The sequence below is a fragment of the Hydrogenophaga sp. SNF1 genome (assembly GCF_034421675.1).
Classification (GTDB): domain Bacteria; phylum Pseudomonadota; class Gammaproteobacteria; order Burkholderiales; family Burkholderiaceae_C; genus Hydrogenophaga; species Hydrogenophaga borbori.
The window spans coordinates 4,491,044-4,504,932 of sequence record NZ_CP139793.1; the positions used below are offsets into that span (position 1 = coordinate 4,491,044).

Annotated in this window: 14 protein-coding genes; 2 read left to right on the plus strand and 12 right to left on the minus strand. The window is 69.7% G+C overall.

Going from position 1 to position 13,889, the window contains the following annotated elements; translation table 11 throughout:
- Window positions 1–33 precede the first annotated feature (33 nt).
- From SOM08_RS21605 to SOM08_RS21625, 5 genes are read right to left on the minus strand one after another with little or no spacing between them, the layout of a single operon-like run.
- The gene (locus SOM08_RS21605; RefSeq protein ID WP_322469726.1) at window positions 34–846 is read right to left on the minus strand and encodes an ABC transporter ATP-binding protein; all 813 of its coding nucleotides are present in this window, start codon (window positions 844–846) and stop codon (window positions 34–36) included.
- A complete protein-coding gene (locus SOM08_RS21610; protein ID WP_322469727.1) occupies window positions 843–1,730 on the minus strand; it encodes an ABC transporter ATP-binding protein in 888 nt (295 codons plus the stop codon). The genes SOM08_RS21605 and SOM08_RS21610 overlap by 4 nt, the downstream gene beginning before the upstream one ends.
- Entirely contained in the window at window positions 1,720–2,748 is a 1,029-nt protein-coding gene (locus SOM08_RS21615; protein WP_116960014.1) for a branched-chain amino acid ABC transporter permease, read from the minus strand. The genes SOM08_RS21610 and SOM08_RS21615 overlap by 11 nt, the downstream gene beginning before the upstream one ends.
- A gap of 6 nt (window positions 2,749–2,754) precedes the next feature.
- Complete coding sequence (locus tag SOM08_RS21620; protein ID WP_116960015.1) at window positions 2,755–3,657, minus strand: branched-chain amino acid ABC transporter permease; 903 nt, start codon at window positions 3,655–3,657, stop codon at window positions 2,755–2,757.
- Window positions 3,657–4,853 carry an amino acid ABC transporter substrate-binding protein gene (locus tag SOM08_RS21625; RefSeq protein WP_116960016.1) on the minus strand — a complete coding sequence of 399 codons (1,197 nt, stop codon included), beginning with the start codon at window positions 4,851–4,853 and terminating at the stop codon, window positions 3,657–3,659. Before SOM08_RS21625 ends, SOM08_RS21620 begins: the two co-directional genes overlap by 1 nt.
- Before the next feature lie 198 nt (window positions 4,854–5,051).
- Between SOM08_RS21625 and SOM08_RS21630 the strand changes: the two genes are divergently transcribed.
- A complete protein-coding gene (locus tag SOM08_RS21630; RefSeq protein WP_416186979.1) occupies window positions 5,052–6,020 on the plus strand; it encodes a helix-turn-helix domain-containing protein in 969 nt (322 codons plus the stop codon).
- A gap of 51 nt (window positions 6,021–6,071) precedes the next feature.
- On the opposite strand, the gene holA is transcribed toward SOM08_RS21630, so the two are convergent.
- The 5 genes from holA to SOM08_RS21655 form a co-directional block, all read right to left on the minus strand.
- Window positions 6,072–7,124: a DNA polymerase III subunit delta gene (holA, locus tag SOM08_RS21635; RefSeq protein ID WP_322469728.1), complete on the minus strand. Its 1,053-nt coding sequence runs from the start codon at window positions 7,122–7,124 to the stop codon at window positions 6,072–6,074.
- 4 nt (window positions 7,125–7,128) lie between these two features.
- On the minus strand, window positions 7,129–7,608 hold the full coding sequence (gene lptE / locus SOM08_RS21640) for an LPS assembly lipoprotein LptE (protein WP_116960019.1): 480 nt from the start codon (window positions 7,606–7,608) through the stop codon (window positions 7,129–7,131).
- 2 nt (window positions 7,609–7,610) lie between these two features.
- A complete protein-coding gene (gene leuS, locus SOM08_RS21645; RefSeq protein WP_322469729.1) occupies window positions 7,611–10,328 on the minus strand; it encodes a leucine--tRNA ligase in 2,718 nt (905 codons plus the stop codon).
- Window positions 10,329–10,451: 123 nt separating this feature from the next.
- Window positions 10,452–11,276 carry a 4-hydroxy-tetrahydrodipicolinate reductase gene (dapB, locus tag SOM08_RS21650; protein WP_322469730.1) on the minus strand — a complete coding sequence of 275 codons (825 nt, stop codon included), beginning with the start codon at window positions 11,274–11,276 and terminating at the stop codon, window positions 10,452–10,454.
- Window positions 11,273–11,800: an outer membrane protein assembly factor BamE gene (locus SOM08_RS21655; protein ID WP_116960022.1), complete on the minus strand. Its 528-nt coding sequence runs from the start codon at window positions 11,798–11,800 to the stop codon at window positions 11,273–11,275. Before SOM08_RS21655 ends, dapB begins: the two co-directional genes overlap by 4 nt.
- 102 nt (window positions 11,801–11,902) lie before the next feature.
- Here SOM08_RS21655 and fur point away from each other — a divergent pair, with 102 nt between their 5' ends.
- Window positions 11,903–12,355, plus strand: coding sequence for a ferric iron uptake transcriptional regulator (gene fur / locus SOM08_RS21660; protein ID WP_070399826.1), 453 nt, complete (start codon window positions 11,903–11,905; stop codon window positions 12,353–12,355).
- Between the two features lie 12 nt (window positions 12,356–12,367).
- Here the strand turns inward: fur and hprK are convergent, their stop codons facing one another.
- On the minus strand, window positions 12,368–13,318 hold the full coding sequence (hprK, locus tag SOM08_RS21665; protein ID WP_070399825.1) for an HPr(Ser) kinase/phosphatase: 951 nt from the start codon (window positions 13,316–13,318) through the stop codon (window positions 12,368–12,370).
- A gap of 13 nt (window positions 13,319–13,331) precedes the next feature.
- Window positions 13,332–13,802 (minus strand): PTS sugar transporter subunit IIA, encoded by a 471-nt coding sequence (locus tag SOM08_RS21670; RefSeq protein WP_116960023.1) that lies wholly within the window; start codon window positions 13,800–13,802, stop codon window positions 13,332–13,334.
- Window positions 13,803–13,889: the final 87 nt, after the last annotated feature.

The following is a 13,889-nucleotide window of genomic DNA, read 5'->3' on the forward strand; positions in this document are numbered from 1 at the left end:
GTGCGGTCGTGGGTTGGCGTGTGTGGGGTTCGATCAGGCGGCGACGGCCTTGCGGCGCTGCACGGCGTCGGCGGCGTTGGTGGTGCCCGTGGCCGGGTCTTTGTCGGCGCCCAGGTAGGCCTCGCGGATGACGGTGGAGCGCGCCAGCAATTTCGCGGGTCCGCTGGCGACGATGGCGCCGCGCTCCAGCACGTAGCCGCGGTCGGCCACGGCCAGGGCCTTCTTCACGTTCTGTTCCACCATCAGCACGGTGGTGCCGGCGTCGGCGATGCGGCGCGCGATGCCGAGCAGCTCGTCCACCATCCTGGGCGCCAGGCCCAGCGAGGGCTCGTCGAGCATGAGCAGGCGCGGCGCGCACATCATGGCGCGCGCCACGGCCACCATCTGCTGTTCGCCACCGCTCATGGTGCCGGCCAGCTGGTGGGCGCGCTCGCGCAGCTTGGGAAAGTCGCTGAAGGCCTGTTCGATGCGGCGCGCGCGCTCGGCCTTGGGCACCAGCCAGCCGCCGAGTTCCAGGTTCTCGGTCACGCTCATCTGCGGAAAGAGCTGGCGGCCCTCGGCCACCAAAGCCACGCCGGCCTGCACGATCTCATGCGCTTTTTCGGGCAGCTCTTCGCCGTTCAGCAGCACCGCGCCCTGGCGCGGGATGAGGCCGTTGATGGCCTTGAGCAGCGTGGTCTTGCCGGCGCCGTTGGGGCCCAGCACCACGGTGAGGCCGGGCCGGGCTTCGAGCTTCAAATCGCGCAGCACCAGGAAGGCGCCGTAGCCGGCGCTCAGGCCGTCGATCTTGAGCTGGGCCTGGTTCGCACCACCCAGGCGGAAGGGGTCTTGGCGGTACCACATCATGCGGCGGCCCCTTCGGCTTCGGCGTCGCCCATCTCGTCGCCCAGGTAGGCCTCGATGACCTCGGGGTTTCGGATGACGGCGCGCGGCACGTCGTCGGCGATCTTGCGGCCCTGGTGCAGCACGATGACGCGCTCCACGTGGCGCAGCAGGGTGCTCACGGCGTGTTCGATCCAGACCACGGTAAGGTCCAGCTCGTCGCGCAGGCGGCGGATCAGGCGGGCCATGTCCTCCACCTCGTTCTCGGTGAGGCCGGCGGCCACTTCGTCGAGCAGCAGCAATTGCGGGCGCGTGGCCAGGGCCATGCCGATTTCGAGCAGGCGCTGCTGCGAGGGCGTGATGGCGGCGGCGGGCAGCTCGGCCTGCGCGCCCAGGCCGATGAGGCCGAGGATGCTGTCGGCCGTGCGCAGCACCCAGGGCACGCCGACCTCGTCGCCCCAGAACAGGTACTCGCGCCGGCGCCGGCCGGCGAACTTCAGGCCGAAGGCGATGTTGTCGCGCACCCGCATGTCGCCGAAGGTGCGCGGCGTTTGAAAGGTGCGCGCCAGGCCCCGGGCCGCGAAGCGGTGCGGCGCCTGGCCCGCGAGGGAGCGGCCGTGCAGCGCCAGCCGGCCGCTGGTGGGCTGGGTGACGCCGGAGATGGCGTTGAAGAAGGTCGTCTTGCCGGCCCCGTTGGGGCCGATGATGCCGACCAGCTCGCCGGGCATGAAGCTGGCGCTGACCTGGTCGACGGCGGTGAGGCCGCCGAAGCGCACGGTGATGTCCTGCGCCACCAGCAGGGGCTGGGTCGAGCGCCGGGCCGCCCCAAGCTCGGCCGCGCCCCCTTGGGGGGCAGCGACCCGCGCAGCGGCGGCGCGTGGGGGCTCCATGTTGGCCTCAGTAGACATGGCGCGCCTCCCGCTGCTGCTTCTCGCGCCGCTTGCGGCGCGCGGTCTCGCCACTCAGGTCGTCTTTGGTTTGCTTCCACCAGGCCTTCAGGTCACGCCACCAGCCCTTGAAGGTGTCGGCGCGCACCGAGGCCAGCCCGCCCGGCAGGTAGAGCACCGAGAGAATGAGCAAGAGGCCCAGCGACATCATGTAAACCTGCGGCACCTGCAGGCGCAGGGTTTCGGCCAGCACACTGAAGACGATGGCCGCGATCAGCGGGCCCCACAGGGTCATGGCGCCGCCGATGAGCGCGATGAGCACGGTCTGGAAGCCGATGAAGGGGTTGAAGACCGTGTGCGGGTCGATGTAGGTCCAGCGCACGCTCATGGCCGCGCCCACGGCGCCGGCGATGGCGGCGGTGAGCGCGAAGCCGGCGGTCTTGACCAGGCGCGTGTTCACGCCCAGGGTCTGGGCGCGCTGCTCGTCGGCGCCGATGCCTTGCATGGCCAGGCCGAAGCGCGTGCGACGGATCCCGATCGACAGGAACACCGCCAGCACCGCCAGCAGCAGCACGGTGAAGTAGATGGTGTCGCGCTCGGGCACCACCATGAGCACGCGGCCCACGGTGCCGGTGACGCTTTTCTCGAAGTAGCTGATGGCGTGGCGGATGAGTTCCGTCATGCCGAAGGTGAGCACGGCGAAGTAGGTGCCGCGCAGGTGCAGAACGGCCAGGCCCATGACCACCGCCACCACGGCCGCGAGACCCGCACCGGCCGCGATGGCCACGGGCCAGCTCAAGGTCTCCAGGCCGATGGCGCTGGTGTAGGCGCCGATGCCGAAGAAGGCCGAGGTGGCGAGCGAGAGGTAGCGCGTGCTGCCGCAGAACAGCGCCCAGCTCGAGGACAGCGCGATGTACATCAGGCAGGTGAGCGCCATGGAGATCACGAAGTCGCTGCCGAAGCCGGGCAGGGCCACGGCCCAGCCGGTCAGGCCGAAGAGCACGAGCAGGTCGCGGATGAGGAACTGTCGGGAGGTCATGACGGGTCAGGCCTTTCGCGTCTTGCGCGAGAACAGCCCTTCGGGGCGCAGCAACAGCACGCCGATGAACACGATGTAGCTCAGCAAGGCCTTGAGCGAGGGGTTGGTGAAGTGCATGCCGATGGCTTCGATCACGCCCAGCAGCAGGCCGCCCGCGAGCGCGCCGCCCATGCTGCCGAAGCCGCCGAGGGTGATGACGATGAGCGCCGTCACGGTGTAGGGCTCGCCCATGGACGGGCTGATGGTGTAGGCCATGGACAGCAGGCAGCCGGCCACGCCCGACAGGCCCAGGCCGATGCCGAACATGAGCGGGTGCAGGCGCTTGGTGTCGATGCCCACGAGCATCGCGCCGGTGGGCGACTGCATGAGCGCGCGCACGCCCTTGCCCAGCAGGGTGGTGCGCAGCAGCACGATGAGCGCGCCCGCGAACAGCAGGGCCAGACCGAAGACCAGCAGCTTGTTCACCGCGAACTGCGCCTGCCCGCCAGGCAGGGGAATGGCGAAGGGCTGGGTGAGATAGTCGTAGCCGCGCAGGTCGCCGCCCCAGATCCAGGAGATGGCGTTCTGCACGAAGAACATGAGGCCGAAGGCGACCATGAGGCCGCGCGCCTCGAACACGTCGAGGTTGGGCGAGGTGGCGGTGAGGCGGCGAAAGCACAGCCAGTGCACGGCCACGCCGATAGCCATGAGCAGCGCGAAGGACACCGGGATCATCCACAGCGGCGAGAGGCCGAAGGTGGCGGCCGCCATCCAGGTGATGAAGGCGCCCACCATCAGGAACTCGCCGTGCGCGATGTTGAGGATGCGCATGAGCCCGTACTGCAGGTTCAGGCCCAGCGCGACGAGCGCGTAGATGCCCCCGGTGATGAGACCGGAGGCGATCAGCTCGATCCAGGCGGAAAACGACATCACTTCCAGGCGGGCTTGTTCGGGTTCAGCTTGGCCGTGGCCACCTGCTGCGGCCACACCACCTCGAACTCACCGTTCTGCCACTGGCCCACGGTGCCGGGCGTGCCCACGTTCTCGCTGCCCTGGAACCTGATGTCGCCGAGGATGGTTTTGTGCGTGGTGTTGGCCACGTAGTCGCGGATGGCCTTGCGGTCCAGGCCGTGCTGCTTGACGGCATTGGTGAGGATCTCCATGCCGGCCCAGCAGGCGCCGCTGGCCCAGCGGTCGGGCTCCTTCTTCTGGCTGGCCACGTGGGCGTCGAAGTAGGCCTTGGCGCCGGGGCTGGTCTTGCTGTTCCAGGAGCCCATGCCCAGCACGCCTTCGGCGCCGGCCGCGGTGATGACGTTCTTGTAGAGCGGGAAGGCCGTGCCCACCGAGGCGTAGAAGAACTTCGGGTTGAAGCCGATCTCCTTGGCCTGGCGGCTGGCGAGGATGGTGTCGGGCGGGTAGGTGAAGCCCACGAACGCGTCGGGGTTCTTGTCCTTGATGGCGCGCAGCGTGGGGCTGAGGTCCTTCACGCCGCCGGGGTAGCTGGTGTCCTGCACCAGGCTGATGCCGCTGCCCTGCAGCGCCACCTTGAGGGCAGCGTAGTTCTCCAGGCCGAACAGGTCGTCCACGTAGATGCAGGCCACGGTCTTGGCGCCGCTGGCCTTGAGCATGTCGACCAGGGCGTCGCACATGGGCTTGGGCTGCTGCAGCAGCAGGAAGAAGTAGGGCAGCTTCAGGTCCACCAGCCGCTTGGACAGCGCGGTGGGCGCCAGGAAGGGGTAACCGAAGCGGTTGGCCAGCGGCGCGACGGCGAAGTTGGCGTTGGAGCCCCAGGGCGGCAGGATGAGGTCGACCTTGTCGCTGCCCATGAGTTTTTCGTAGGTGCGCACCACGGTCTCGACGTCGCTGCGGTCGTCGCTGCTGATGAGCTCGATCTTGCGGCGCACGCCTTTCACGTCCAGGCCGCCGGCGGCGTTCTGCTGCTCGGCCCAGAGCAGGAAGTTGGGCTCCTGGCTGGTCTGGGCGCCGCCCGTCCACGGGCCGGTGCGCGACATGCTGTAGCCCACGCGCACCGGCGCGCTCTGCGCCATCAGCTGCGGGGCGACCGCCATGGCGCCCACGGCGGCGGCGGTCTGCTGGATCATCACTCGGCGGTTGCTCATGGCCATGCTCGTCTCCTGGTGTTGGGGGGTGTCCTCGGACGCGGCCATGGTAGGAAAAGCCCCCGCGCGCCGCTGTACCGTGGGTGCACGGTCCGCTTGACCAATCGCGCATGGCGATGCGGGTTTACCCGCAATGCCACGCCCTCGCGCAGGCGGGGACATCACGCAACAATGGCAGCCCCGCCCCGCCACCCCCCAAGCCCCGTGAGCAAGCCCACCCCGATGAGCACCGACGCCGTGGCGCCCGCCGAGCGCGCGGCGATCTGGCGCGAGTGGGTGTGGACGCACTTCGGCGGCCTGGACTCCGACCTCTACGGCGACACCGACTTCGAGGGCCACATGAGCGCCTCGCAGGCGGGCGACGTGGTGCTGACGCGGCTGGAGGCCAACCGGCACCGTGTGATCAAGAGCGACCGCCAGGCGCGCGCGGGCGAGCGGCCCTACCTCAAGATCGTGGCGCCCTGGCGCGGCAGCGCGGGCGTGCAGCAATCGGGCCGCGAGGCCTGGGTGCGGCCCGGCGGCTGGGCCATCTACGACACCACCGACGCTTACGCCGTGGCCAACCCCGAGCAGGTGGAGCACCTGATCGTGATGCTGCCCAAGGCCCAGCTGGCCGAGCGCGGCCTGGCGCTGGAGCCGCTGATGGCGCGGCAGATCGGCGGCGTCTCGGGCATCGCGCGCGTGGCGCTGGAGACCATGCGCACCACCTACCAGGAGCTGCCCGGCATGAGCGAGTCGGCCGCGCGCGGCGCGGGCGAAGCCATCGTGGAGCTGGTGCGGCTGTCGCTGCTGGAGCTGGCCGGGCGCGGCGACGGGCGCACGCAGCTGGAGGCGTTCCGCGACCGCATCCGCGTGCACATCGGCCGCCACCTGCGCGACCCCGGCCTGTCGCTGGACCACATTGCCAGCGCCATGAACTGCAGCAAGCGCCACCTGCACAAGGCCTTCAGCGCCGAGGACGACACGCTGGCGCAGTACATCCTGCGCCAGCGCCTGCAGGGCTGCATGCGCGAGCTGGGCGACGCGGCCAGCGCCACGCGCACCATCACCGAGATCGCGTTTTCCTGGGGCTTCAACAACACCGCGCACTTCAGCCGCGTGTTCCGCGAGCACACCGGGCAGACGCCGTCGGCCTACCGGGAACAGGCCCAGACCGGCGGCGCGGCGCGCTGAAGCGCGCGCTGGTGAAGCGGGCTTCGCGCCGCCGGGGCCCGAACCGCGGCCTCAGCGCGCCGCGCAGGCGCGCGCCACCTTCATCGCCAGCTGGTGCAGGGCCTGCCAGGGCTCGGCGGGCCAGTCGGGGAACTTCAGGCCCTTGACGATGCCGTCCACGGTGTGGGCGTCGTCCAGCCAGCGCGCCAGCTGCGCCGTGCCCAGCGTGGGCAGCACGCGCTCGACCAGCTTTTCCTTCACGCCCCAGACGCGGCTTTCGCGCAGGGCGATGGGCAGCGGGCGGCCGTCGTCCACCGCGCCGCGCACGCGGTTGAGCGTGCGGATGTCCTCGGCCAGCGCCCAGTGCACCAGCACGGGCGCCTCGCCCTCCGCCTGCAAACCGTCGAGCATGCGCTGCACACGCGCCACCTGGCCGGCCAGCACGGCCTCGGCCAGCTTGAAGGCGTCGAAGCGCGCCACGTTGAGCACGGCCGACTCGACCTGCTCGAAGCCCAGCTCGCCCTGTGGGTGCAGCAGCGCGAGCTTCTGGATCTCCTGGTGCGCGGCCAGCAGGTTGCCTTCCACGCGGTCGGCGAAGAAGGCCAGGGTGCGCTGGCCTTCCTCGCCCGCGGCCACGCGCTGGCCCTGGGCCTGCAGGCGCGTGGCGATCCACTGCGGCAGGGCCTTGCGGTCCACCGGGTCGACGCGCACGGTCACGCCGTGGGCGTCGAGCGCGGCGAACCAGGCGCTCTTCTGCGTGGCCATGTCCAGGCGCGGCAGCACCACCAGGGTGAGCGTGCTGTCATTGCCGTCGGCGGACTCGGCCAGCTGCTGCAGGGCGGCCGAGCCGTCTTTGCCGGGCTTGCCCGAGGGCACGCGCACCTCGACGATCTGCTTGTCGGCGAACAGGCTCAACGAGGCGCCACTGGCCAGCACGGCCGACCAGTCGGCGTGCGCGCCGGCCATGGTGTGCACGGTGCGCTCGGTGTGGCCCTGGGCGCGCGCGGCGGCGCGGATGGCGTCGCCCGCTTCCTGGATCAGCAGCGGCTCGTCGCCGTGCAGGGTGTAGAGGCTGCGCAGGCCCTTCTGGAGCTGGGCCTGGAGCTGGTTCGCGGCGAGCTGCATGCCGTCAGAGCTGGCGCACCGACGCGAGGCGGCGGATCACCTGCTGCGCGATGTCGGTGGTCATGTCGCGGTAGAGCATCTGTTCTTCGGCGTCCTTGGCGAGCACCACGGTTTCGTTGAAGCTCAGGTCGCGTTCGAGCAGCAGCTCGCTGTCGTCGATCAGCATGCGATCTTCGCGCGTGCGCAGGTTGAAGCGGAAGCGCACGCGCAGCTGCAGTTCGCGCACCTGGCCGGCGGCCGTCTGGCCCACGACCACGCGCTCGCGCTGGTCCACCTGGGCGGTGAGGATCACCGGCGGCAGCGGGTTGCCGTCCACACGCAGTCCGTTGACCTGCATCTCGCGGCGCAGCTGCACGGTCACGTAGCCGGCCACGCCGGTGAGCTGCACGGCATCGAACGCGAAGTGCGGCGCCTCGCGCAGCTTGAAGCCGCAGGCCGGCAAGGCCAGGGCCGCCGCACCGCCGAGCAGGAGACGCCTGTTCATGGTCACACCACCACGTTGACGAGGCGGCCCGGCACCACCACGACCTTCTTGGGCGCGGCGCCGGCCGCCTGCTTGACGAAGGCCTCGCTGGCGAGCGCGGCGGCCTCGATGGCGGCCTTGTCGGCACTGGCCGGCACGGTGACGCTGCCGCGGTGCTTGCCATTGATCTGCAGCACCAGTTCGATCTGATCGCGCTGCAGCGCGGACGCGTCGGCCTGCGGCCAGGGCGCGTCCAGCAGCTCGCCGGCCTGCGCGGCGTAGCCGAGCTCGTTCCAGAGCGTGTGCGCGATGTGCGGCGTGGCCGGGTACAGGCAGCGCAGCAGGATGCCGAAGCCCTCGGCGGCGGCGGCCTCGTCGCCCGCGCCCTCGGGCGTGAAGCCCTCCAGCGCATTGAGCATCTTCATGGCGCCCGAGACCACGGTGTTGTATTGCATGCGCTGGTAGTCGTAGTCCACCTGCTTGAGCACGGTGTGGATCTCCAGTCGCAGCGCCTTGGCGGCCTGGGACAGCGTGGCCTGGCCCACGCCCGCGGCCAGCGCGCCCTGCGACGCACCGGATGGGCCCTGCGCCCGGCGCTTGTGGCCGTAGCCCCAGACCCGGCGCAGGAAGCGGTAGCTGCCCTCCACCGCGGCGTCGTTCCACTCCAGCGTGGCCTCGGGCGGCGCGGTGAACATGGTGTACAGGCGCGCGGTGTCGGCGCCGTACTTCTCGATCAGGTCCTGCGGGTCGACGCCGTTGTTCTTGGACTTGGACATGGTGCCCACGCCCTCGTAGTCGATGGGCGTGCCCACGGGCAGGTCACCGACGGCGTTCTTCAGCTTCGCGCCGACGATCTTGCCGCCCTCGTCGAGCACGTTGTCCACGTCGTGCGGCCAGAAGTACTCCTTGGCGCCCTTGTCGGTGCGGCGGCTGTAGATGTGGTTGAGCACCATGCCCTGCGTGAGCAGGTGGGTGAAGGGCTCGTCCACCGTGACCAGGCCGAGGTCGCGCATGACCTTGGTCCAGAAGCGCGCGTACAGCAGGTGCAGGATGGCGTGCTCGATGCCGCCGATGTACTGGTCCATGCCGCTGCCGCCGGTGGCCAGCTTCTGGTCGCGCATCCAGTAGGCCGTGCCCTCGGCCACCATGCGCTCGCTGTTCTTCGGGTCGCAGTAGCGCATGAAGTACCAGGACGAGTCCACGAAGGTGTCCATGGTGTCGGTCTCGCGCCGCGCCGCCGCGCCGCACACCGGGCAGACCACGCCGGCGTGGAAGCCCTCGTGGTGGTTGAGCGGGTTGCCACTGCCATCGGGCACGCAGTCCTCGGGCAGGACCACGGGCAGGTCTTTCTCGGGCACGGGCACGGCGCCGTGTTCGGGGCAGTGAATGATGGGGATGGGCGTGCCCCAGTAGCGCTGGCGGCTGATGCCCCAGTCGCGCAGGCGCCAGGTGGTTTTCTTCTCGCCCAGGCCCTGGGCGGCCAGCGCCTCGGCGACCTTGTCGACGGCGGCCTGGTGGCCCAGGCCATCGAGGAAGCCGCTGTTGACGCAGACGCCGCGCTGCTTGTCGCCGTACCACTCCTGCCAGGCGTCGGCGCTGAAGGTTTCGCCTTCGACCGCCACCACCTGCGGGATCGCCAGGCCGTACTTCCTGGCGAAGGCGAAGTCGCGCTCATCGTGGGCGGGCACGCCCATGACGGCGCCGTCGCCGTAGCCCATGAGCACGTAGTTGCCGACCCACACCGGCACGGCCGCGCCGGTGATGGGGTGGGTGACGCTCAGGCCGGTGGGCAGACCTTCCTTGTCTTTCAGCGCCAGCTCGGCCTCGGTGGTGCCGCCCTTCTTGCATTCCTCGATGAAGGCGGCGAGCGCCGGGTCGCTGGCGGCCGCGTGCGTGGCCAGCGGGTGCTCGGGCGCCACGGCGCAGAAGGTGACGCCCATGATGGTGTCCGCGCGCGTGGTGAAGACGTAGAGGCGGCCGTCGCCGATGAGGGCGCCGCTGGCGTCCTGGATCTGGTGCGGAAAGGCGAAACGCAGGCCCTCGCTCCTGCCGATCCAGTTCTCCTGCATCAGGCGCACCTTGTCGGGCCAGCCACTGAGCGTGGCCTTGGGGTTGCCGATCTGCACGTGGTCGAGCAGCTCGCCCGCGTACGAGGTGATGTTGAGGTAGTAGCCCGGGATCTCGCGCTTCTCGACCAGCGCGCCGGTGCGCCAACCGCGGCCGTCGATGACCTGTTCGTTGGCGAGCACGGTGTGGTCCACCGGGTCCCAGTTCACCACCTGGGTCTTGCGGTAGGCGATGCCCTTTTCCAGCATCTTGAGGAACAGCCACTGGTTCCAGTGGTAGTAGTCGGGCGAGCAGGTGGCGACCTCGCGGCTCCAGTCGATGGCCAGGCCCATGGCCTGCATCTGCCGCTTCATGTAGGCGATGTTGTCGTAGGTCCACTTCGCGGGCGGCACCTTGTTCTTGATCGCCGCGTTCTCGGCCGGCAGGCCGAAGGCGTCCCAGCCCATGGGCATGAGGACGTTGTAGCCCTTCATGCGCAGCTGGCGCGTGAGCATGTCGTTGATCGTGTAGTTGCGCACGTGGCCCATGTGCAGCTTGCCGCTCGGGTAGGGCAGCATGGAGCAGGCATAGAACTTGGGCTTGCCGGCGTCTTCGGTGACGCGGTAGGCGTCGCGGGCGGTCCAGTGGGCCTGCGCGGCGCGCTCGACGTCTTGGTGGGCGTATTTGTCTTGCATGGGAACGGGGAAGACCAGGGAAGCCGGACGGGCGCGGCTCGCCCGTGGGAGCGGGGATTTTAGGCCGCGCGCCCGGCGGGCGCCGCCGGCGCGCGCCCTCGTCGGTGAACCGCCACCGGCCGGCTACGTCTGGCGCAGCCCCAGCACGTCGAACATGTCGAACAGCCCGGCGCGGCGGCCGGCGAGGAAGCGCACCGCGCGCAGGCTGCCCTGGGCGTAGGTGCTGCGGCTGGCGGACTTGTGCGTGATCTCGATGCGCTCGCCGGTGCCCGCGAACAGCACGGTGTGGTCGCCCACGATGTCACCGCCGCGGATGGTGGCGAAGCCAATGCTGGACGGGTCGCGCTCGCCGGTGACGCCCTCGCGCGCGTAGACCGCGCAGTCCTTGAGGTCGCGGCCCAGGGCATCGGCGATGACCTCGCCCATCTTGAGCGCGGTGCCGCTGGGCGCGTCCACCTTGTGGCGGTGGTGGGCCTCGATGATCTCGATGTCGTAGCCGGTGGACAGGGCCTTGGCCGCCATTTCCAGCAGCTTGAGCGTGACGTTCACGCCCACGCTCATGTTGGGCGCCATCACGATGGCGATGCGCTGGGAGGCCTCGGCGATGCGGGCCTTCTGCGCCTCGCTGAAGCCGGTGGTGCCGATGACCAGATTGACGCCCTGCGCCACACAGGCGTCCAGGTGGTCCATGGTGCCCTCGGGGCGGGTGAAATCGATCAGGCAGTCGCTGCCCTGCAGGCCCTGGGCGAGATCGGCGGTGATCGGCACACCGGTCGGCTGGCCGGCGTAGGCGCCGGCGTCCTGCCCGATGGCGGGGCTGGCGGCCACGTCGAGCGCGCCGCTGAGCCGGCAGTCGCCGCTGTCGCGCACGGCCTCGATCAGCATGCGGCCCATGCGGCCGCTGGCCCCCGCGACACAGACGCGGTGGGGGGTGGTTGCAACGCTCATCGGCCCGACTCCAGCGGCGGGAAGTTGGTGGTGGCGGGTGCGGGCGCGGCGCTGGCGGGCAGCGGCGGGGCCTGCGGCTTGTTGCGCTCGGCGAAGTCCTTGAGCTGCTGCTCGGTGGCCTCGAGCACGGGCGGCTTGGCCTTTTTGTCGCGGCGTACGTCCAGCGAGGCCACGAACTCGGCCTCGGTGGGCAGCTCGTCGGCCTCGTGGCGCTCGAGCACGCCGTCCTTGAAGAACACGGTCACTCGGCGGCGCAGCGGCTCCTGGCCCCGGCGCTGCAGGGTGAAGACGTAGTCCCAGCGGTCGGCGTGGAACACGCTGGCCAGCAGCGGCGAGCCCAGGATATCGCGCACCTGTTCGCGCGGCATGCCGGGCTTGAGCGCCTCGACCTGCTCGCGGGTGATCACATTGCCTTGAAGGATGTCGATCTTGTATGGCGTGACCCAGTTGGCCACGCTGCCACAACCGCCCAGCGCCAGCAGGGCAACCAGCGCGAGCGAGATTCGGAACTTGGAGAAGGACATGGCGAAAACCCGGGGTGGGGGCCTGCTGGCCCTGCACTGGCGCGGCCGGCGCAAGGCGGACGATAATCGGTCGGCCATTGTAGTGAGCCCGAAGCGAGCGCCATGTCCAACATCGAAGACCTCAAGAGCACCGGCCTGAAGGCCACGCTGCCGCGCCTGAAGATCCTGGAGGTCTTTCAGAACGCCACGCAGCGCCACATGACGGCCGAGGACGTGTTCCGCGTGCTGCTCGACGAGCGCAGCGACATCGGCCTGGCCACCGTCTACCGCGTGCTGATGCAGTTCGAACAGGCTGGCCTGCTCACGCGCAGCAATTTCGAGTCGGGCAAGGCCGTCTACGAACTCAACGAGGGCCAGCACCACGACCACCTGGTCTGCCTGGACTGCGGGCGCGTCGAGGAATTCTTCGATGCGGAGATCGAGAAGCGCCAGCAGATGGTGGCCAAGTCGCGCGGCTTCGCGCTGCAGGAGCACGCGCTGTCGCTCTACGCGAACTGCACCAAGGGCGACTGCCCGCACCGCGGCGCCGGCAAGGTCCCCGGCGGCCACCGCTAGGCGCGGCGTTCGTCACTCGTCGCGCGACATCGCGGCGCGGTGGCGCTGCACGAACTCCTGGTAGGTGTCGATGCCGCGCAGCTGCAGGATGGTGTTGCGCACGGCGGCCTCCACCAGCACGGCGATGTTGCGCCCCGCCACCACCTGAATCACGGCCTTGCGCACGGGCACGCCCAACACATCCTGGTACAGCGGCTCATAGGGCATGCGCTCGTAGTCGCGCTCCATGGTCTCGCGGCGCACCAGGTGCACGATGAGCTGCAGCCGCATCTTGCGGCGCACCGCCGTCTCGCCAAAGATCGCCTTGATGTCGAGCAGGCCGATGCCGCGCACCTCCAGCAGGTTCTGCAGCAGCTCGGGGCAGCGGCCTTCCACGCTGGTCTGGTTGATTCGGTACAGGTCCACCGCGTCGTCGGCCACCAGGCCGTGGCCGCGCGAGATGAGCTCCAGCCCCAGTTCGCTCTTGCCCAGGCCCGATTCGCCCGTGATCAGGACCCCCATGCCCAGGATGTCCATGAACACGCCGTGCATGGTGGCGCGGTCGGCGAAATGGCGCGACAGGTAGGCGCGCAGCACGTCGATCACGAAGGCCGCGGACTCGTGGGTCGCGAACATCGGGATCTGCGCGCGCTCGCACATCGCGAGCAGTTCGTCGGGCGCGGGCTTGTCGTCGGCCACCACCAGCACCGGCGGCTCCAGCGTCACGATGCGCGCCACGCGGCGCTTGTTGTCCTCGGTGCTGGGGCTGGTGAGGTAGGCCACCTCACGCTCGCCGATGACCTGCAGGCGGTAGGGGTGGATGTAGTTGAGGTAGCCGACCAGGTCGGCGCCCGAGCGCGCCGCGCGGATCGCCACCTCGTCGAAGCGGCGCTCGGAGGCCCCCAGGCCGGCGATCCACTGCCACTTCAGCGTGTCCCGGTGGTCCTCGAAGAGGACGTCGGCGCTGACGACGGTGGGTTTCAATGGAGAACGGGGTTCAGGCCGCGGCGTGCGCGGACTGCCAGTTGGAAATCAGCCCGTGCAGCGCACCGGCGTCGGACGAAAACTTCATGCGCTCGCGCAAGGCGCTGTCGCTGAGCAGCTCGGCGATCTCCGACAGGATTTCCAGGTGTTTCTGCGTGGCCGCCTCGGGCACCAGCAGGAAGATCATGAGCTGCACCGGCAACTCGTCCGGGGCGTCGAAGCCAATGGGACTGGCGAGCTGGAACACCGCCGCCAACGGCTGCTTGAGACCCTTGATGCGGCCATGCGGAATGGCCACGCCATGACCCAGGCCGGTGGACCCCAGGCGTTCGCGCGCGAACAGGCTGTCGGTGATGAGCGCGCGGTTGAGGCCGTGCAGGGTTTCGAACAGCAGGCCCGCTTCCTCGAAGGCGCGCTTTTTGCTGCTGGCGTCGACGGCGACGAGCACCTGCGCGGCGGGCAATATGGCAGACAGTCGGTTCATGGGGGCCCTTTCGGGCGCGGATTATGCGCTTCTGCTTTCCTACGCCTAGATGAAAAGGACAAAAAAGCCGCTTGACAATTCAAGCGG